Genomic DNA, 19,614 nt, shown 5'->3' with positions numbered 1-19,614 from the left:
TCTTAAACTCTATCGATTTACCGTATATTATAGGTATAGCTGTTGATTGTTGCACAGACAGTCTCAGAAAGTCAATAGTTTTTTTTAGTAGCGAAGGATACAGGAATTTTGGGGCGATTCCCTCCGGGATAGCTTCGCACGCGCGTGCGAGACATTGATTCTACCCTTAGATTTCGTAGTGCCACACCTCGGAAGGTTGCAGAATAATCTGGTGGAGTGGCAGACGATCTATCAAGCCTTGCTGCTCAAAATGACCGAGGGTGCGAGTGACAGTTACGCGGCTTGTACCGATGATTTCTGCAATGTCCTGATGCGTTAAAATCATATCTATCAGATGTCCTTGCTCTACCTCAGAACCAAACCTCTTAGCCAGCCAAGTTAATAGTTGATAGAGCATAAAATCAACTCTTTTGTAACCTCGCATTACCATAAAATCTTCAGCCTGCTGAATGTGAGTGAGCAAAATATCTCTATTTAGCCAGCGCTCGCCCGATAGTAAAATTGCCTCGACTTTAGTGAGGCATTCAATTTGAAAAGGATCGCATTTTGATATCGGTTTGCCGATCGTATCACCAGGCCCCCACAATCCCAAGGTGATAATTGTGCCATCTTCAAGCCACGTTACAGTTCGCACTACTCCAGTTTCAATTCGCCACAGAGCATTGCTTCTGTTGGGCAAGTGCGATCGGCGAGAAAATATATGTCGGCTCGTTTCATCAGTTTTAGTGGAAAGAGAAGCAATAGTCATAGCCAGTTACTGAATAAATTAAAGTGAGCTTGTAGCAGGTAGCAGGATAGTATAATCGGCAAAATTTTATATAAATTAAAGCTTGCCTAGATTCCTGCACCGTCTAAAAAGTCTGTAATGAATAAATTAGAATACCTGAATAATTCATGTTTTTCTGCCTCTTTTTGCTCTGATTCAGTTGTGGTGAGCGGAGATAGTTGAGATTTTAAAAAATTAACCTGGTCTTCTAAATCCTTAATTCGATCGAACAAAGCTCGAATCGCTTGAGCTTCCAAATCCGGTATTCCTTGAGAATTTAGAGCATCTTCCACCTGCTTTTTCCGAGAGATAATGCGACCGGGAATTCCCACAACTGTGCAATCGCTAGGGACATCCCGTAGCACTACCGAACCCGCACCAATCCGAACATTATTGCCAATTTGAATATTGCCTAAAACTTTAGCACCGGCTCCCACCACTACATTTTCTCCTAGGGTTGGATGCCGTTTTCCTATTTCTTTACCCGTGCCGCCAATGGTGGCTCCTTGATAAATTACAGCATAATCTCCAACGATCGCAGTTTCGCCAATTACCACCCCCATGCCGTGATCGATAAACACGCCCCTACCAATTTTTGCTCCTGGGTGAATCTCAATACCTGTTAAAAAGCGACTCAGTTGGGAAATCAAGCGCGGTACAAACGGTAGACCAGCCGAATAAAGCCAGTGTGCTATCCGGTGCAAAAAAAGTGCTTGCAGTCCGGGATAGCAAAATAATACTTCCAACCAATTGCGCGCCGCGGGGTCGCGTTCGTAAATAATTTGCAAGTCACTGAACATATTTAGTCTCGCCGTGTTTGGGTTATACAGTATCGGCAGTGCCAACGGTTTAAGCTGCATAAAGCAGTATGCGTTTTGGCATTATTACCTATAATACTATAACTCGACCGAATTACAGTAGTTAATGGAAAAAAAATTTTCCTTCCCCAGCCCCTTCTAAGCTGCCTCCGATATTTTCCGCGAAACAAACGGTACAGCTTGTCTGACTTCTTGTCGCAGCGGAATCTCGATCGAGAATTCCGTCCCCAATCCCGGTGTCGAATCGCAGCGCAGCGCACCCTTGTGCTTTTCTACGACAATTTTATAGCTGATTGACAGTCCCAAGCCTGTCCCTTTTCCCACAGGTTTAGTCGTAAAGAACGGGTCAAACAGCCGTTTTTTGACATTTTCTGCCATACCGGGGCCGTTGTCAGATATCCGCACAATTATTTTATCGGGGATCGAATATTCTGTGGTTATGGCGATCGCGATCGGATTGGCTTTCGCTGCTGTGGGCCCGCGATCGAGGTTGTAACTCTCAAGGGCGTCGATCGCATTAGTCAGAATATTCATAAACACCTGATTTAATTGTCCGGCATAGCACTCTACTAAAGGTAAATGGCTGTAATTTTTAACAATCTCAATCGCCGGACGATCGGCTGTAGCTTTCAGGCGACTTTGCAGAATGAGCAAAGTGCTGTCAATGCCTTCATGGATATTGACAGGTTTCATTTCGCTTTCGTCTAAGCGAGAGAAATTCCGCAAAGATTGAACAATTTGAACAATGCGATCTGCTCCTATTTTCATCGAAGACAACAGTTGCGGCAAATCTTTCGTGAGAAAGTCAAAGTCAATATTTTGTAAATATTCTGAAATTTCCGAATGAGGGTATAAAGAGTGTTTTTGGTAAAGTTTTACCAACTCTAACAAATCGCTAGTATATGCCCTGACGTGGTGGATATTGCCATAAATAAAATTTATAGGATTGTTAACTTCGTGGGCGACACCAGCAACTAATAAACCCAAACTAGACATTTTTTCCTGCTGAATCAGTTGAGATTGAGTTTGTTGCAACTCTTGCAAAATTTGCTCTAGTTGTTGAGATTTAGCCGTGCGTTCTGCTGCTATTTTTTCAATTTTTTCAGTATAATTCAACAAGCTCATTATATAAAGTGTCGCCACCAAAGTTAAGATTGTCCCCAAAATTAAAACAGTCAAAGAACGCCAAAATCTTAGAGGATTAATGTACTCTGGCGTTATCCGTAATTGCAGCAACCACCTGCGATTTTCAATATTGAGAATGCGGGTGCAACTGCTGCCGTCCGGGCAGTAAGCTCTTTCGCCAATGTGGATGTTATTTTTAATGTTTTCATCGGTAATTATCCTTTTGGTCTTGGCTTCATAAAACGCAAGAAATCTTTCGGCTTCAGGAGCCATAGCATCTTGAAGATAAACGTTAACAAAGTTGAGGTTAGTTTCCTGTAAAGCCGATTTGACAATAGCATCAACCAACAAAACGCCAAAAGTAAAACCTTTCAAGTTTTCTGGTGAGCGAGCAGGTAAATTTTGCTGCAATTCTGCGCCATCGTCAGCAGAATTTTTAGTAAAAATTGGCATAAATACGAAGACGGTGGGTTGATTTTGTGAAGACCATTTTTGGCGTTCAGTCGCGGTAATTTCTTGTCTTTTTGTGGCGTTTTCTAACGCTACCCGATTGGCCTTTAAATCTACACCTAAATCTATTTCATCTGTTAGGAATTCGGGATAGTCAGAAACACGGGGCAGCCAAGCGATCGCCTTCAGGCTCGGATGGCGGTAGAGGGCAGGCCCAACAAATGTCTTCATTTCTGGTTTTTTAACGCCGTCAAATACGCTGTAAAATGCTCCAGCAGCCCGAATTATTTCTAAATTGCCGCTAACATCTCTCTGAATGTCTGTAGCTATTTTGTCCAGCCGGTCTTGCAGTTCGGCTTGCATGAATTTGTATTCCCAATTGTACGCAACTGAAGATGCGATCGCAGACAGTCCCAATCCTGCACAAAGTGTTAATCCTGCCTGGATGTGGCGACGATAAGCAAGTAAAGTGCTAGTTGCTAAATTCTTGAATTTGTTAGCAGTCATATTCTTCACCTATCTTGTTTCTAGTTCTCCGTCTCAGGCTCTGCCTGAGATTTCTCGTTTTTCTCGTTCCCAGGCTCTGCCTGGGAATGAATTTCAGGAGGATATGCCTCCGATTTAGAGCCACGAGACAGCATTACCAGGCACGAGCCTGGTAACGATGTGGGAGCAGTGTTTTGTAAAAGCTCCCCGATAGTATTTTGAGTAAGATGCAGCCGCTGATTTAAATTGAATAAGCAGGAAAAGTCATCGCGTGTTTGGGCTTGACGTAAACCTGCTGATCTCGCGTTAACTGTAGAGAATCGAAGCGCTCGCGACTCACGTAAGCTGTTACTACCTGCTGCGATTCTAACAGTAACTCGGTTTGTATTTCCCGCCCTAAATGAATGATGCGGCTGACTTTTGCTAATGCAAAACCAGACTCCGGCTTAGTTTTAATTTCCACGTCGTGGGGGCGCAAAAACACTAAATCAGAATGGGCTGCTCCGTTATTGTGAGCCGTTGGAGCGTTGCTGGCGAACAAACCCGCAGCATTCGGCAGCACATTGACAGGCCCAATAAAACTCATCACAAAAGCTGACGCAGGTTTGTCGTAAATTTCAGCCGGAGTGCCAACTTGTTCGACTCTACCTTTGTTCATCACCACAATTTCATCGGCTACTTCCATAGCTTCTTCTTGGTCGTGAGTCACAAAAACTGTGGTGATGTTAACTTCTTTGTGAAGGTTGTGCAGCCACGATCGCAATTCTTTGCGGACTTTAGCATCTAATGCTCCAAAAGGTTCGTCTAGCAGCAGCACTTTCGGTTGAACTGCTAGAGCTCTCGCCAAAGCCACCCGCTGCCGCTGGCCGCCGGAAAGTTGCGAAGGATAGCGATCGCCCAAACCTGTCAACTGCACTAAATCCAAAAGTTCATCAACCCGCCTGCGAATAGAGTCTTTAGGAACTTTGCGAATTTCCATCGCAAAAGCAATATTTTTCCTAATACTCATGTGTTTGAATAAAGCGTAATGCTGAAACACAAAACCGATATGCCGTTCCTGCACCGACTGCTGAGTAGCATCCTCGCCGATCAAGTAAATATGACCCGTGTCCGGCGGTTCGAGTCCGGCAATCATCCTCAGCAGAGTCGATTTTCCCGAACCGGAAGGCCCTAAAAGCGCGACTAGAGAGCCGTTTTTTATTTTCAAACTCACGTTGTCAATGGCGTGGAAGGAGCCGAAGTGTTTCGATACGTTCTCAATTGTAATGCTCATGACTTTGTGTACCTATTTTAGGAGTTGATGGTATTAACTCCATATATCTGACCGATTTACAGTAGTATATCCTGAAATTAATATTTTGCAAGGTCTGTAACTTTTTGTATTGTATTTCGAGCCCTCCTCATGGGGATGGCGCTTGAAAGTAGACGCTGGCGGGCCGTCTGAGTTAACCCGCGAGGGTTTCCAGATGTGGCTGTAGCCGTAAATGCGATCGTCGGAGAATAAGCCATGCTGAAATTACGTAGAAACCGGGTTTGATGGACGAAAATACTGCATCAAAACCTTTAAAACCTTTAATCCCCGTAAAAAACCCGGTTTCTGTGCTGTCGATCTATCTATATTTTACCGCTGCCGACAATTCCCCGACTCCCAGCGATATTAAAGATTTCATGTACAAATTGCTCAATCTGAGGTGCGATCGCACACAATTTAGATCACAATAGTTTATTCAGAAGCCAGCCAGCTTCACCTTTGAGAAAGTGACAGAATAGTAAATTCTAACCAGAACACCACTATGGGAAAACCAACCGGCTTTATCGAATTCTTGCGCGAATTGCCCTCCGAACTCTCACCAGTCGAGAGAGTCCACAACTGGGACGAATTTCACCTGCCAATGGATGAGGACAAACTCCGCACCCAAGGGGCGCGCTGCATGGATTGCGGCATTCCGTTTTGCCACACCGGCACAATTATCAGCGGCATGGCAAGCGGCTGCCCGATTAACAACCTCATCCCCGAATGGAACGACCTAGTATATCGCGGACTTTGGAAAGAAGCCCTAGACAGACTCCACAAAACGAACAACTTCCCTGAATTCACCGGCCGCGTCTGTCCCGCACCCTGCGAAGGCGCTTGCGTGCTCGGCATCAACAATCCGCCGGTCACGATTAAAAACATCGAAGCCGCAATTATCGATAAAGGCTGGGATGAAGGCTGGGTTGCTGCCGAACCGCCCGCCAAACGCACCGGCAAAAAAATCGCCGTTATCGGTTCCGGGCCCGCCGGTTTGTCCGCCGCCGCGCAACTAAATAAAGCCGGTCATTTGGTAACTGTATACGAAAGAGCCGATCGACCAGGCGGCCTGCTAATGTATGGCATCCCCAACATGAAGCTAGACAAAGAACAAGTCGTAATGCGCCGCCTGAAAGTCCTCGAAGACGAAGGCGTGACATTCGTCTGCAACACCGAAGTCGGCAAAGACTTACCAGCAGAACAACTGCTAAAAGAATACGACTCCGTTGTGCTCTGTACCGGCGCCACCAAACCCCGCGACTTGGGCATCCCCGGCCGCGAATTAAAAGGCATCCACTTCGCAATGGACTTCCTGACAGCCAACACCAAAGCAGTTTTAGACAAGAGCACAAACGATAACTTCATCTCCGCCGAAGGCAAAGATATCGTGATTATCGGCGGTGGCGACACCGGCACCGACTGCGTAGGCACCTCCATCCGCCACGGCTGCAAAAGCCTCGTACAGCTAGAAATCCTGCCCAAACCGCCCTCGGAACGGGCGGCCAACAATCCCTGGCCCGAATGGCCGAAAGTCTACCGCCTCGACTACGGCCAAGAAGAAGCCGCAGCCAAATTCGGCGACGACCCCCGCGGCTATCTCACCACGGCGACAAAGTTCGAGGGCGACGAAAACGGCAATGTCAAAGCCGTGCACACCGTCGAGGTGGAGTGGGCGAAAAACGAGAAAGGGCAGTTCATTCCGAACCACATCCCGGACACCGAAAAAGTGTTGCCCGCACAGCTTGTGTTGCTAGCGATGGGCTTCCTCGGCCCGGAACAGCCCTTGCTGGATGACTTGGGATTGGAACGCGACGCCCGCAGCAACGTGAAAGCCGAGCACGAAAAATATACAACCAGCATTCCGGGAGTTTTTGCGGCTGGTGACTGTCGCCGGGGACAAAGTTTGGTGGTTTGGGCGATTAATGAAGGGCGGGGCGTAGCCCGGGAGTGCGACCTTTATCTGATGGGGAGCACTGATTTGCCTTAGTTTTTAGGATTTACGCAGAGACTCTAGTTGTAGGGTGTGCACGGCGCACCTTACAACTACATAATTGTGTAAAAAATATATTATAAAAATTGACTCATGTAGCGTAAGTCTTGTTAAAGCAATATGTACTCATCTTACAATACAAAACCGTGTAATCTGTTGCTGCTAGTAGGACTCAAAGGAGTTGGCAAGACGTTCATTGGTAGTGTTCTGGAGAAATATCTAGATGTAAAGTTTCTACGGATTGAACCTATATTTCTTGAGGTGCTTAGGCTAGAGGCAGGATTAGAAGGAATTCCGTTGGAGAAACGAGGATTCCAAATTGTGTTAGAAAAACTGGATGAGTTAGCTCAATCACATTCCACCCTTTGCATCGAGTATACAGGCACAGCCCATACCTTCTCAGAGTTATTAACAGCCCTGCGACAAGGCTTCCGCGTGTTCCTCATCCATGTACAAGCTCCACTCGATACCTGTATAGAGCGAGTCATGACCAGAGATGCCTCAACCCACATTCCTGTTTCAGACCATAGGTTAAAAGAATTTAATGAACGTGCGTTGCTGGTCGATTTGCCTTGGGATTTAGAGATTGATAATTCTGAGTTCCAGGATGAGACTGCTATTGCTCAATCGGTAGAGAAGCTTTTACAGTCTTAATCCGAAACCCGGCTTTGGCGTTGCTGAAGTGAGGTATGATTTGTGTGATCGCAGGGATGTATTAGCTACTCGAATTGAATGACATTCAAGACATTGCATAAGCTCTGCGTTTTTTTAAGTGTTATTTTTTGGTGATCGCACTCTAAATTTATCACACCCTAATTCAGCAATGCCTGATTTCTTTTAGAAACTTGCCAGAATTTATGTTACTGTTATATGAGCGTCAAGTGCATCCAGTTTCGTTGTTAATTGAGTATTAAACTTATGATGACACTTATATTTTTCGAGTAGACAATATTTTGACTCCCGAAGTTCTCGTTGTGAAAGGCATCATGTTTGGTGAGCGGGTAGGAAAATCTCTAAAAAGACGGGGTTGGGGCCGATTGCCTATTGGCCGTGTCATAGTAGATATTTTATTGTGGCCATCCGATTGCTTTAAGATTCATAGACACTATCGACATATTTTTGGTCAAAAACCCAAGCTGCTCTCCCCTCAAACCTTTAACGAAAAACTTCAGCACAGAAAGCTGTTTTGTCGTCAGTCTATTCATACTGTGTTTGCTGACAAAATTGCAGTGCGGGACTATGTGAAACAACAGCTTGGTTCTGATGTTCTTACAAAGCTTTATTGGAGCGGAACAGATTTGAGAAAAGTAGCGAAAGAAAGTCTTCCGGAAAAGTTTATTATTAAAGCTAATCATGCATGCGGCACCAATTTGATCGTTGAGAATCGATATTCTTTTGACTGGTGCCAGGCTTATGAACAAACCCAAGCTTGGCTGCAAATAGACCACTCCGATAAGCGGGCAGAATGGCAATATCGTTGGATTCCGCCCACTCTCCTGATTGAAGAATTTCTCCAAGGTTCAGATGGAAAGGTTCCACCAGATTACAAATTTTTCTGCTTTCGTGGTCGAGTCGAAATGGTTGTAATCGTCATAGATCGCTTTTCTTCAAACCCCACACAGACGTTTATAGACCGCAATTTTAAGATTCTTGAGTTGGGGTATAATGATTACCCCTGCTACGGGGGAGAACTGGTGAAAGCTTCAAACTTTGCTCTTATGATTGATATGGCTGAAACCTTAGCAAGCGGGCAGCAATTTTTACGCGTCGATTTTTATGATATTGGCCGTCCTATCTTTGGTGAGCTAACCCTTTATCCTGGGGCTGGCTTCGGAAAATTTTATCCTCCTGAATATGACTACAAACTTGGGCAATTAATGCCGTAATGGTCAAAACAGCAGTGTGAAGGATTTGTTTCATAGACTCTACATTAGATTTCTTGGATTCCTTATGTCAACCCTAATTGAGATGCTTTTACCCTGGATATAATAGTGAAACGAGTAAACTTCCACCCCTTGACCTACGTTTTCAATTATCCTCAGTGCTGTCTATACTCCTGTAATCTTTTCGACGCAAACTGCAAAACTTGGTCGGCGCGATTATCCCAGGTAAAATTTTGTACCTCCTGAAAAGCACGTTCAGCAATGGTACTCGCTAAAAGGGGATTTTCAAATAAATTGACCATAGCTTCTTGAAAAGAAAGAGGATTATCAGGCTCTGCCAAAAGAGAATTTTCTCCATCTCTAAGTACTGTCATTATATTAGGTAAAGCTGAAGCAACGATTGGTTTTTTTACAGCCATATATTCAAAAAGTTTGAGAGGACTAGTTACCTCAGCTAATTTCCAGGATTTACTAGTAGGTAGAATCAGAATATCTGCTGCGTATAAGTATGAGGCTAATTCAGATTGGGGGACATGACCAATAATCAACACATTGCGTAAATCTTCTTTTTGAATATTTTCTTTTACTCTGTTAATATCATCAATCCATCCTCCCACCAAAACAAAATTGTATTCTGGCATCATACGAGCAATCTTAAAAATAGTGGGAATTCCTTTTGTATCATATAAATGACCTGAGTATAGGATAATTTTTGCACCCAATGGAAGAGATATCTTTTTACGAGCTAAATCTTTCTCCTGATAAGGTAGAAACATATTTAGCTCCACAGCACTATGAGCAACTAATACCTTGTCTAGGGGTAAACCTAATTGGATATAGTTTTCAGCTAGGGTCGATGAGATGGTAACTATACCAATCAGATTTTTGTCCTTTAATAATTTTAATTGTAAAAAATCTTCTGTAATTGGTTTATGACACTCATATAAAACAGGTGTTCCTAATTTTTGTAGTAGATCAACAACTATAGCTGAACGAGTGTAAATCAAAGAAGGTTTTTTAAAGCAAGCATATATAACTGCTAATTTGCAGTATAATTTATCGTCATATGTTTTAGATAAAGGATACTTGACTCGAAAGTAATGTGGTATGCGTGTTAATTTATAATGCTCTTGCAGCCCATAAAATTTTTGAAATTCGATATCCATACCTTTTCCAATTGACCAGATATCTCCGCTAGTTAGTAACTCGAAGTCTTTAATTCTTCGAGAAAAAGCCTGAGACATTTTAGCAATTTGCCCAGTGTGAGCCCACAGAGAAGGCAAGTTGCCGGGGGATATATAAATAATTGATTTTAAGGTAACCATTTTAGTAAAGAAGCAAATAGGTTGATCGGGCGTTGCGGTCTTTTCACTAGATATAATCCTTTGATATAGACATTTAAACTTTCAAGGATTTAAGCATTGACTCATACTCATAAAGGATTTCAATAGGCTTGGGTAGTTGTGGCGGTAGGAGGGCTTCAGGTTTTGAGCGAAAGTCGCTTGCTAAATTTAGGATTGCCTGACTTGCTGCTAATGTATTTCCAATAGGAACAAGATGACTAAAAGGCCATTGAGTTAACCATTCACTAACAACTTCCCGAGAGCCTGGGTTATCGTATGCAACAATTCCCTTGCCAGCCGCAATCGCTTCAGTAAGTATGCGAGGTCGCCCTTCATTCTCTGAGCAAAGCAGCACGGTTTCCACACTATTGAGATAATCTAGCACTACTTGCCGCTCAACGCGACCTTTAACAAAAATATATTTTTCCAAACCATAATGCTTAATCAGATACAACATCTGTTTCAGATTAGGTCCATCGCCACAAATAGTCAGGTGAACATCGACTTTTTGCTCTATCATAATCCGTACAATTTCAATTGCATCGAAGGGTCTTTTCCTCGACTTAATTTGAGCAGCCATCAGTAAACGGATTGATTCTGTGGCAGTTGGCTTTTTAGTAGTCGTGAGGTTGACCCCATGAAGAGAGATTGGGTTCGGCAAGAAAACGGTATTGTTGATTCCAACTACGTGGTTTATGAATTTGGTAAGATGACGAGCAATACAAATGATCTGGTCGCACCCCTTGTAAAGGTCTAGCAGTTTAGCTCTAAGCTTTTGTTCGATTATAGGAACGCCTGTAGCCAAACTGCGGATGTGAGATCCTCGGCATATCAATACAACTGGCTTATTGTGATGAACGCAGCGAATTGCGGGAAGATGCCAAAGAAATGACTCTCGACCTAAAATGACACAATCAAAAGAACCATAATTTAGATACGCTCCACTAACGTATTGATCAATATCTAATTGGGCCTGTGGACTAATGCCTATGTCTGTTGGAAAATCGGCCTTAAACCAGAGCAATCCAGGATACTGCACGCTTGGAGTTACTTCTTTGTAGGGTGAGATGTGAAGAACTTCATGCCCAAGTTGTCGTAATCCACAAGCAAGCTCTTGACTAGAATAGGCTGAGCCACCTCCTTGTGGAGGGTGAACACTTAATAGCAAAATTTTCATGGCAAATTTTTAGTTTAGAGATTAAAAAAAAGGGAGCTATAATTTAGAGGATACTATCAATCTGCCCACAAATTCCACTGATTCATTTTTTTCATCGTTACACCTCCCATTTCAATTCTTCGTTTTCTTTACCGGCAATTTCTTCAAATAAACGCTCTACAGTAGGGTCAAGTTCTTGACGCCAACGCAAATCTAAAGTAATTTCTAAACCATGATTTTGGTAATAATCTGAGCAACGCTTAGATACCTTAGGTAAAAATTCTTCGGTATTTTTGTTTTGAGCCTTTACTATTAAAAACTGCGTTCCGTTGTTACCTCCAACTGGATGATGTTCGTGCTGATAATATTTAACCATTTGGGGTTGATAGTCTATTTCCAAAAAGTCGCAAAGCGTTCTGGTGATATTTTCTGCATTTGTGGCAAGCTCTTCATATCTTATCTTAATTTTTTTAACCTGAAACTGACGGTACAATTCTTGGGTTTCATTAATTTGATACTTCCAATTATTAATTATTTCTTTGACTTTTTTTGAGGATATTTTCTGCTGATGGAATTGATAACTGCCCGACCATCTCTTTGAAGGAATATTAAAAAAGGTTGGGAAGATGTTTTTTGAATAGTGGCTATTTGTTCTTCTAGCCAAGAAATGTTTTGTGTAGAATCAATTACGATTGGCTTTTGTATTTTGAGCGAGATTTGTTCGTATAAATCTAGGTTAGTGCTAGTGATAAAATCTTTCCAAACTGGACAATTGATGCCACAAATGTTGCAAGTTCTTATTGTGGGGTTATTTGTATCTTGCATAAATCTGGTTTGATCTGCCTCTCCAGAGTAGAAACAATCCTGATGACTTCCCAGTATAAGTCCTAGAAGCGTAGAGCCAGAGTGACTAGCGCCACAGATAAAACAAACCTTTTGATTGATTCTTGACCCAGAATTTAGCACCATATTGCTGAAATAGATAAATTGCTTTGTGTATAGTCTCTTAGCGGGACTTAGACAAAAAAGGTGGCCAGGCAAAAGTTTTATCGTTCGCATGAGCTAATTCAAAATTTACCGGACGAAACCACTGCTTTGCTCCATTAAGGATAAGCCCAGACGCTAGTAAAGCAAAGTGGGCATACTCAACCAATAGCACTTCTTACTTTTCACTGGATGTGGAAAACCTGCTACACAAAACTTGGCTAAACTTATTTAAGTCTCACCATTCAATCAGGATTGCTTGTGAAGGGTCTGCTTCCTGCTTCACCCAAGGGAGTCGGCTCCTTCTTGTCTACAGGCGTTAATTTGGGTGGAGCAACGCCCTAAGTGAGTTAATTTTAGCTGAAAGCTTTTAGCCAGGAGTCATCCACTATTTTCAACCAATTTAACGAAACGCCGACTCCGGTTCGACCTTGTAACAGCCTGGTGATTCTTGACTTGCACTGTGGTTTACTCTCCCAGATAATTAAGCCTTTTGTTGGCATTCGCATAATAATACCGCCCACAATACTAATCAGTCAAGTTAAGTATGACCAACTTTGTAAATTTTTTGGCAATTTAGTCCATCTCTCAATACTGTTGGCGAAACATTTCTTAACATTAGGACTGACTGAGAACGCAAGCCACAGTCCCAAGTAAGTTAAGTAGATTTAGTCTTCTACCTGTGGTGACGCTGTAGAAGATGCCAGGAAAGCTAGCAATATTTTTACATCTAGATAAGTAGCTTTGCTTTTCTGGTTATGCCCTCGTATAGCAATCCTAAGTGATTCTCTAGAACCGTAAAATCTGAAAGTCTTGCTAGACAACAAGTCTAGGAAGACAAGAGGGCGTTGTGTTGTGAGACTCAGATCGGATTGCTATAGTTTATTGTCTGACATATATCTTCTCTACATCTTACAATATTTTACGGTGTTGCTGGTGTTGCTGAATCAAGGGATGATAAACTTATAGTGCGATCGCACACAAGCGAGAATGATTTCTTTGATTTTGATACGGAATTGGAACATCGGCAAATTTTAGATAGTGAATTAGTAACTAAATTGAATATCTTAGCATTTGTTCAGATTTAAAATAACAAAGACTTTTTCGTTTTAGGCGAGCCAAATAATGCCTTAATCTTGTATTTTCCCCCTCAACTCTTGTCATATAGCTTTTGCTAATAATCTGATCCCCATCGGGAATAAACTTAGGGTAAATTTTCCACCCATCTGTCACATAAAAATGGCATTTCCATTTATTAACGAAACCCCATAAGGGTTCAAAGGTTTTTGCACTATGGTCGCCTAAAACCCATCCTAAAATACCTGGTTTAAAATGGTCTACTGCTGTCCATCACCAGGTTGTGTTTTTTTTGAGCCGACAAATGTTTCTAATTCATCTAATTCTCCCACTTGTGGAGTTGTTTCGGGGTGATAAAAATCTGGCAAGAGTTTTCCTACTTGTTTGACCCAAGTAATGATTGTCGTATGATGCACATTTTTGACTCTTTCAATTGCTCGAAAGCCCATCCCATTGACCGACATTTTGAGACCTTCACGTTTCACCTCCTCAGAGTAACCTTTATGAGGTTGATAGCAATCTATAAATTGCCTGCCACAACCGAGAAAAATATAATTCTGTTTACCTTTTTTATGACCATTTTTATTAACATGAGTTGACTGAAATTCAGGACATTGCATAAGCTCTGCGTTTTGTTAAATGTTATTTTTTGGCCATCGCACTTTAACCTCATCATACCTTAACTCAGAAACGCCTAGGTTGCCCTCGCTCAACCAAAATTCAACGGATCGACATCAATAGTTAAACTAACAGAACGCGGCGTGCGATCGCGCAATCCGATCAAATCCGACAAATCCACCGACTCATCCAAAGGCAACTTCAGCAAAATCTGCCACCGATAGCGATTTGCCACCCGCATAATCGCCGCAGGTGCAGGCCCCAACAACTCACATCCCGGTACAGACAATCGCTCAATATACTCCTGACAAACAGACGCCAATTGTACCGCAGTCACCGCAACTTCCGCCGCATCTACACTGCTCAACCGCAACAAAATCAGCCGCCCCGAAGGTGGATAATTCAGCGCCGCTCTTTCTGCTAATTCTGTTTCCACAAAACCCGCATATTCGTGCCGCCTAACTGCTTGAATAACCCGATGTTCTGGAGTGTAAGTTTGAATAATTACCCGCCCCGGATCATCGCCTCTGCCCGCACGGCCCGCGACTTGAGTTAATGTTTGAAAAGCTCGTTCGCTGGCCCGATAGTCAGATAAGTTCAGCAACCCGTCAGCAGACACAACTCCCACCAATGTGACTCCAGCTAAATCTAACCCTTTCGTCAGCATTTGCGTACCCAACAAAATGTCAGCTTCCCCATTAGCAAATTGCGTTAACAATCTGCGGTGGTCGCCCTTATTTCTAGTTGTATCGCTGTCAAATCGAATTGCCCGCAATTCGGGAAACAATCTCGTTAATTCCTGTTCGACTCGCTGAGTGCCGCTGCCAAAGTTTTTGAAGTAAGGAGAACTGCATTCCGGGCAGTTTTGAGGGTGTCGTTCCGTGTGGTTGCAGTAGTGACAGCGCAATATTTCTGCTGTTCCTTCGCCGACGTGGTGATAAGACAGGGAAACATCGCAATTCGGGCATTCCATCACATAGCCGCAACTCCGACAAGACACAAAGGTACTGTGTCCTCTTCTGTGAATAAATAGAATACCTTGCTGTTGTCTTGCTTGCAATTGTTCCAGGGCATTTTGTAAAGAAGCACTGAAAATAGAGCGGTTTCCTTGCCGCAATTCTTGGCGCATATCGACTATTTCCACAGGCGGCATCGGGCGCGAATAAATGCGATCGGGCAATGATAAATAATGGATATTTGGTAACGAGTAATAATCTCGGCGCGTCCCCACCAAAGTCTCTAAAGCTGGCGTGGCGGAACCTAAAATTAAGGGACAATTTTCTAATTCGGCGCGCCATTTGGCAACGGTGCGGGCGTGGTAGCAGGGGGCGGGTTGGTCTTGTTTGAAGCTGCTGTCGTGTTCTTCATCGAGGATAATTAAGCCGAGGTGAGGTAAAGGTGCGAAAATGGCCGATCGCGTGCCGATGACAATTTGCGGGGTTCCAGTCAGCATCTGACGCCATGTATCGTAACGTTCGCCGTCGGATAGGGCGCTGTGGTACACGCAAATTTGCTCGCCAAAACGGGCTCGGAATCTGTCTGTAAGTTGCGGTGTGAGGCCGATTTCGGGAACGAGTACGAGGGCGGATTTGCCGCTGGCTAAGATTGGGGCGATCGCCTGCAAATACACTTCGGTTTTCCCGGAACCTGTAACGCCGTGCAGCAGCACTTGACGGAATCCCGAAAAAGAGTTAATAAACGCTAAGGCTTGAGCTTGAAAATGAGTTAAAGTCTTCGGTGCATCGGGCAATTGAGAAATTCCGCGATCGCCCCTGAGCACTTCCCTTTGGTCAATTACAACGCTACCTTTTTGTTCCAAATTTTTGACAACAGAAGAACTCGCGCTGCAAATTCTCAACAAATCGTTCATCCACATTTCACCGCCGCCGCGCCGCAAAACTTCCAATACTTCTTGTTGCCGCTTGGTTAAATCTGTGACAAATGCACTAGCAATTAATGTCACTGCCGGTTTTAGTTGTGGTTTGGGAGGAGTGGGAGGTTCTAAATAACTTTCTACCCAACCGCGTTTCAATAAATCTTTCAATCCCCGATAACTTCCCTTAACTTGGCGCTGGAGGTATTGCCAAGTGTAATCGCCGTTTTTTTGAGCTTGCAGCAATTGCAAAATTTGACTCGCGGCGGGATTGAGAAATGTTTCGGCATTCGGAGAAATTGCGTCCTTAATTAAGCGAATTCGGCGCACGGAACGGCTTAACAAACCGGGCGGCAGCGAGGCTCTAATTACTTGAATTAAAGGTGTACAATAATAGGTGGCAGTGCGATCGAGCAATTCCCAGTAAGTCGGTGGGAAAAAACCTGTACTGACAACATCTTCGACATCTTTAACCCTTGTGGGATCTAAGTCGGGCGGTAGTTGAGAAATGAACCGAATCGCGATCGCCCCTACCTGTTGACTGCCAAAGGGTACACTCAAAATATCCCCTGGTTGCACGGTAAGTTCCGCAGGTAAACGATAGGTAAATAACTTATTTTCCTCCCCAGGCGAGTCCCCCGCAACCCTGAAAGGAGAGTCCACTAATACCTCGATCCACTCTGCTTGCACGGTGGGGCGCTGGGGCGGTTCGCTGCTGCCGTAGGATGCCCCGGCCTCTGCCGCTATAGGGGTTGACAAACCAAAAGTGACAGTAGACATAGGGTTGCACATCAAACTAGGAGGAGCCACGGTCAAAGGGAGTTTTCATTATCCCTCAGTTTAGCTCGATCGATCGATCTTAGCTGCGGGAATTGGCGATCGGAATCTCGATCGCGAATTCAGTCCCTTCTCCAATTGCGGATATGCACTCCAACCTCCCGCCGTGTTTGTCCACAACAATCTGATAGCTAATTGACAATCCCAAACCCGTCCCGTGACCAACTTGTTTGGTGGTGAAAAACGGATCAAAAATTTTAGATTTGACAGCTTCATTCATTCCCAAGCCATTATCTTTGATGCTAATTCTTGCCCAATTATCGGAAATAATAGAAGTAGTAATTGTCATCTGGATAGGGTTGGCTTCTATCTCCTCCAGTGAAGACTTTTGCTCGCGCTCCCGCAGGGCATCAACAGCATTATTAATGATGTTCATAAACACCTGGTTTAATTGCCCCGCATAACACTCTACTTTGGGCAAATCTCCATAATTTTTAATAAATTTTATAGCGGAATGACCGGGTTTTTCTTTAGTTAAATGCTGCAAAATTAACAAGGTGCTGTCAATTCCTTCGTGAATGTTAACTGGTTTTTTTTCACCTTCATCTACCCGCGCAAAGTTGCGTAAAGTCAGCACTATTTCGCGGATGCGCTCGGAGCCAACTTTCATTGACGAAAGAGTTTTCAACAAATCTTCGCGCAAAAAGTCGATGTCAATTTTTTCCAGAAAAGCTTCAATCTCTGCATCTGTTTCGGGATACCTATCCTGGTACATTGCGAGCAATTTTAAAATGTCGCCAGCGTAGTCATTGACATAGGTAATATTGCCGTAGATGAAGTTGACGGGATTGTTGATTTCGTGGGCAATACCAGCTACCAAAATGCCCAAAGCCGACATTTTCTCGGCTTCGATCAATTTGATCTGCGTTGTTTGCTGGTTTAATAGAGCTTTTTCTAGTGTAGACATTCTTGCTTTTAAAATATTTTCGGAATCTTTAAATTCCTCCGTTAGTTTTTTGAGCAAAGATTCTTTTTTTTGATTAAGGGCTTGTAATTGGCTGCGTTCGGTTTCCGAATTTTCGATTTTTTCCCGCAGCATTCGATTTTCATTTTCCAGCTCGTTGATTCTTTTTTCCCAGTCTTTTGGTTGCATCGGCTATTATTTGGAAAGTAAAAATAGTGTCAGAACATTTTTATTATAAAATTTAGTGGCACCCTTTACCTAGTTAGAATCTCGGTGCAGATCGCCTAGCCAATTGTGTCCGAAAATTTCAAGACTTCTTTTATTTGGGTCTATATAAAAATCTTATCTAATATACATTCAAAATGTCAACATATTAATAACAAATCGGGTGAAAACCGATCGCTACTTTTATTCTGCGCTCTGGCATTTGCGGGATTCTCATCCGATTATTGATAAATAAGCAGGCCGATCGCAAAGTTATAAAGGCGGGCCCAGCGCGAAAAATTGCCCGATTCAGACAACCTTTGTACAAAACCCGTCGGCAAGGCAAAGCGAAAATATTCAATGTGAGTGATCTCGACCGGGGACGAGGGGAAAAGTGCGATCGACTGGGGGTGCGATCGCCCACAAGCAATCTCAAGTACCAAGCCACTTGCGAGTTCCCAGAACGCAATCACACTATACCATTGCTGAAAAATCTCACTTTAATGTGTCGATCGTACTCACACACCCGCACCATTTTGTGTTAAGAACTACTACTTGTGACAACATCGACACAGCACTTTATATTTGGAGAGTAATTGATGTCAGGTAGCGAAGTTCGTGCAGACTTTTGGATGAGCGAGTACATTACCCCTTGGGATATTTACGTTCACGGCGTCATCGCGGTGCTTGCTTACAAGAAAACAGCCTATCAAGAAATGTACGTAGTTCAGACCGGTACTTACGGCAAAGGCTTAGTTTTAGACGGTAAGTGGCAATCTTGTACAGGCGACGAGTTTCTGTACCACGAACCCCTGGTGCACCCAGCCATGATTTGTCACGGTTCACCCAAAAAAGTCCTCGTTCTCGGCGGCGGAGAAGGAGCTACAATTAGAGAAGTGCTGCGCTGGAAAACAGTTGAAAAAGTCGTGATGATCGACATTGACGGCGAAGTAGTAGAAGCTTGCCGCGAACACCTGCCAGAAATGCACCAAAACGCCTTTGACGACCCCCGCTGCGAAGTAGTAATCGGCGATGCTTTGGACTATTTAGATAAAACTGACAATGATTGGGATATTGTCATTTCTGACTTGTCCGATCCCATTGAAGAAGGCCCATCTTTCCAGTTGTTTACCAAGGAGTATTTTGAGAAAGTTCGCAGCGTAATGTCACCTAACGGATATTTCGTAGTGCAAGCGGGCCCCGTTTCTCCGGCTGAAATGAAAATGCACGCTCGCATTGTAAATACCCTGAAATCTGTTTTCTCTAATGTTCAATCCTGCACCAGCTTTATTTCTACTTATGGAGCTCCTTGGGGTTTTGCGATAGCTTCTAATCAAGAAATAAATACGCGACCCGATCCCGAAGTTACTGACAAATTACTCGCCGAGAAAACAACTGGCGGGTTGCGGATGTTCGACGGAATTACACTGTTGGGGTTGATGCAGCTTCCCGGTCACTTACGGCAGGTAATCGCCGCTGAAACCGAAGTTTACACTATGGCAGCACCGCCTAAGTTTTTCGGGAAAGGCTCGGTTGGTCAGTGAAGTTAAATTGAAAGAGAAAACTCGTTTGGAGTAACTGAGATGAACAATTTAATTCGCCTACTCGCTGCAATTTTTGTTCCCCCTCTGGGCGTATTTTTGACTGTCGGCATCGGCAGAGATTTTTGGATCAACCTGGTTCTAAGCTGTTTTTTCTTGTTTCCGGGTACGATCCACGCTGTTTGGGTGATTGCTAAGCACGATCGAGCTTAACTTGATCTAAAATCCAGTTTTGGGATAATAAACAGGCAAGAGAAAATAAGTTTTC

At 43.6% G+C, this 19,614-nt stretch carries 15 protein-coding genes and 1 pseudogene; 6 read left to right on the top strand and 10 right to left on the bottom strand.

Annotated elements, in window-relative coordinates:
* Nucleotides 1–166: 166 nt before the first annotated feature.
* From QUA83_RS12275 to QUA83_RS12260, 4 genes are all read right to left on the bottom strand, one after another.
* Nucleotides 167–748 carry a Crp/Fnr family transcriptional regulator gene (locus tag QUA83_RS12275; RefSeq protein ID WP_333293429.1) on the bottom strand — a complete coding sequence of 194 codons (582 nt, stop codon included), beginning with the start codon at nucleotides 746–748 and terminating at the stop codon, nucleotides 167–169.
* An 86-nt stretch (nucleotides 749–834) separates the two neighbouring features.
* Nucleotides 835–1,566, bottom strand: a complete 732-nt coding sequence (cysE, locus tag QUA83_RS12270) for a serine O-acetyltransferase (RefSeq protein ID WP_445301771.1) — start codon at nucleotides 1,564–1,566, stop codon at nucleotides 835–837.
* Between the two features lie 156 nt (nucleotides 1,567–1,722).
* Nucleotides 1,723–3,666, bottom strand: coding sequence for an ATP-binding protein (locus QUA83_RS12265; protein ID WP_333293427.1), 1,944 nt, complete (start codon nucleotides 3,664–3,666; stop codon nucleotides 1,723–1,725).
* A 220-nt stretch (nucleotides 3,667–3,886) separates the two neighbouring features.
* Nucleotides 3,887–4,918 carry a sulfate ABC transporter ATP-binding protein gene (locus QUA83_RS12260; protein ID WP_333293426.1) on the bottom strand — a complete coding sequence of 344 codons (1,032 nt, stop codon included), beginning with the start codon at nucleotides 4,916–4,918 and terminating at the stop codon, nucleotides 3,887–3,889.
* Between the two features lie 520 nt (nucleotides 4,919–5,438).
* Here QUA83_RS12260 and gltD point away from each other — a divergent pair.
* The 3 genes from gltD (at nucleotide 5,439) to QUA83_RS12245 (ending at nucleotide 8,812) form a co-directional block, all read left to right on the top strand.
* Nucleotides 5,439–6,923: a glutamate synthase small subunit gene (gene gltD, locus QUA83_RS12255; RefSeq protein WP_333293425.1), complete on the top strand. Its 1,485-nt coding sequence runs from the start codon at nucleotides 5,439–5,441 to the stop codon at nucleotides 6,921–6,923.
* A 123-nt stretch (nucleotides 6,924–7,046) separates the two neighbouring features.
* Nucleotides 7,047–7,580, top strand: a complete 534-nt coding sequence (locus tag QUA83_RS12250; protein ID WP_333293424.1) for an AAA family ATPase — start codon at nucleotides 7,047–7,049, stop codon at nucleotides 7,578–7,580.
* A 299-nt stretch (nucleotides 7,581–7,879) separates the two neighbouring features.
* The gene (locus QUA83_RS12245; protein ID WP_333293423.1) at nucleotides 7,880–8,812 is read left to right on the top strand and encodes an ATP-grasp fold amidoligase family protein; all 933 of its coding nucleotides are present in this window, start codon (nucleotides 7,880–7,882) and stop codon (nucleotides 8,810–8,812) included.
* Between the two features lie 152 nt (nucleotides 8,813–8,964).
* Here QUA83_RS12245 and QUA83_RS12240 read toward each other — a convergent pair whose 3' ends face one another.
* From QUA83_RS12240 to QUA83_RS12215, 6 genes and pseudogenes are all read right to left on the bottom strand, one after another.
* Nucleotides 8,965–10,053, bottom strand: a complete 1,089-nt coding sequence (locus tag QUA83_RS12240) for a glycosyltransferase (protein ID WP_333293422.1) — start codon at nucleotides 10,051–10,053, stop codon at nucleotides 8,965–8,967.
* Nucleotides 10,054–10,207: 154 nt separating this feature from the next.
* The gene (locus QUA83_RS12235; RefSeq protein ID WP_333293421.1) at nucleotides 10,208–11,329 is read right to left on the bottom strand and encodes a glycosyltransferase family 4 protein; all 1,122 of its coding nucleotides are present in this window, start codon (nucleotides 11,327–11,329) and stop codon (nucleotides 10,208–10,210) included.
* Between the two features lie 97 nt (nucleotides 11,330–11,426).
* Entirely contained in the window at nucleotides 11,427–11,972 is a 546-nt protein-coding gene (locus tag QUA83_RS12230; protein WP_333293420.1) for a hypothetical protein, read from the bottom strand.
* 1,376 nt (nucleotides 11,973–13,348) lie between these two features.
* A pseudogene (locus QUA83_RS12225) lies at nucleotides 13,349–13,989 on the bottom strand (IS1 family transposase); the annotation flags it as partial.
* Between the two features lie 89 nt (nucleotides 13,990–14,078).
* Nucleotides 14,079–16,640 (bottom strand): primosomal protein N', encoded by a 2,562-nt coding sequence (gene priA, locus QUA83_RS12220; RefSeq protein WP_333293419.1) that lies wholly within the window; start codon nucleotides 16,638–16,640, stop codon nucleotides 14,079–14,081.
* Nucleotides 16,641–16,719: 79 nt separating this feature from the next.
* On the bottom strand, nucleotides 16,720–17,790 hold the full coding sequence (locus QUA83_RS12215; RefSeq protein ID WP_333293418.1) for an ATP-binding protein: 1,071 nt from the start codon (nucleotides 17,788–17,790) through the stop codon (nucleotides 16,720–16,722).
* Nucleotides 17,791–18,199: 409 nt separating this feature from the next.
* On the opposite strand from QUA83_RS12215, the gene QUA83_RS12210 reads away from it, so the two are divergent.
* Genes QUA83_RS12210 through QUA83_RS12200 form a run of 3 tightly spaced genes read left to right on the top strand, consistent with a single transcriptional unit; the run spans nucleotide 18,200 to nucleotide 19,559 of the window.
* The gene (locus tag QUA83_RS12210) at nucleotides 18,200–18,415 is read left to right on the top strand and encodes a hypothetical protein (protein ID WP_333293417.1); all 216 of its coding nucleotides are present in this window, start codon (nucleotides 18,200–18,202) and stop codon (nucleotides 18,413–18,415) included.
* Entirely contained in the window at nucleotides 18,405–19,349 is a 945-nt protein-coding gene (locus tag QUA83_RS12205) for a fused MFS/spermidine synthase (protein ID WP_333210091.1), read from the top strand. Before QUA83_RS12210 ends, QUA83_RS12205 begins: the two co-directional genes overlap by 11 nt.
* Nucleotides 19,350–19,388: 39 nt before the next feature.
* The gene (locus QUA83_RS12200; protein ID WP_333293416.1) at nucleotides 19,389–19,559 is read left to right on the top strand and encodes a YqaE/Pmp3 family membrane protein; all 171 of its coding nucleotides are present in this window, start codon (nucleotides 19,389–19,391) and stop codon (nucleotides 19,557–19,559) included.
* Nucleotides 19,560–19,614 lie beyond the last annotated feature (55 nt).

The sequence above is a fragment of the Microcoleus sp. K1-B1 genome (assembly GCF_036704705.1).
GTDB lineage: Bacteria > Cyanobacteriota > Cyanobacteriia > Cyanobacteriales > Microcoleaceae > Microcoleus.
The sequence above is the reverse complement of the archived record's forward strand: the minus strand, read 5'-3'. Positions and strand labels throughout refer to the sequence as shown.

Coding starts and splice junctions, on each gene's coding strand:
- QUA83_RS12275 (WP_333293429.1), bottom strand. CDS start 748: ATGACTATTGCTTCTCTTTCCACTAAAACTGATGAAACGAGCCGACAT.
- cysE (WP_445301771.1), bottom strand. CDS start 1,566: ATGTTCAGTGACTTGCAAATTATTTACGAACGCGACCCCGCGGCGCGC.
- QUA83_RS12265 (WP_333293427.1), bottom strand. CDS start 3,666: ATGACTGCTAACAAATTCAAGAATTTAGCAACTAGCACTTTACTTGCT.
- QUA83_RS12260 (WP_333293426.1), bottom strand. CDS start 4,918: ATGAGCATTACAATTGAGAACGTATCGAAACACTTCGGCTCCTTCCAC.
- gltD (WP_333293425.1), top strand. CDS start 5,439: ATGGGAAAACCAACCGGCTTTATCGAATTCTTGCGCGAATTGCCCTCC.
- QUA83_RS12250 (WP_333293424.1), top strand. CDS start 7,047: ATGTACTCATCTTACAATACAAAACCGTGTAATCTGTTGCTGCTAGTA.
- QUA83_RS12240 (WP_333293422.1), bottom strand. CDS start 10,053: ATGTCTCAGGCTTTTTCTCGAAGAATTAAAGACTTCGAGTTACTAACT.
- QUA83_RS12235 (WP_333293421.1), bottom strand. CDS start 11,329: ATGAAAATTTTGCTATTAAGTGTTCACCCTCCACAAGGAGGTGGCTCA.
- priA (WP_333293419.1), bottom strand. CDS start 16,640: ATGTCTACTGTCACTTTTGGTTTGTCAACCCCTATAGCGGCAGAGGCC.
- QUA83_RS12215 (WP_333293418.1), bottom strand. CDS start 17,790: ATGCAACCAAAAGACTGGGAAAAAAGAATCAACGAGCTGGAAAATGAA.
- QUA83_RS12205 (WP_333210091.1), top strand. CDS start 18,405: ATGTCAGGTAGCGAAGTTCGTGCAGACTTTTGGATGAGCGAGTACATT.
- QUA83_RS12200 (WP_333293416.1), top strand. CDS start 19,389: ATGAACAATTTAATTCGCCTACTCGCTGCAATTTTTGTTCCCCCTCTG.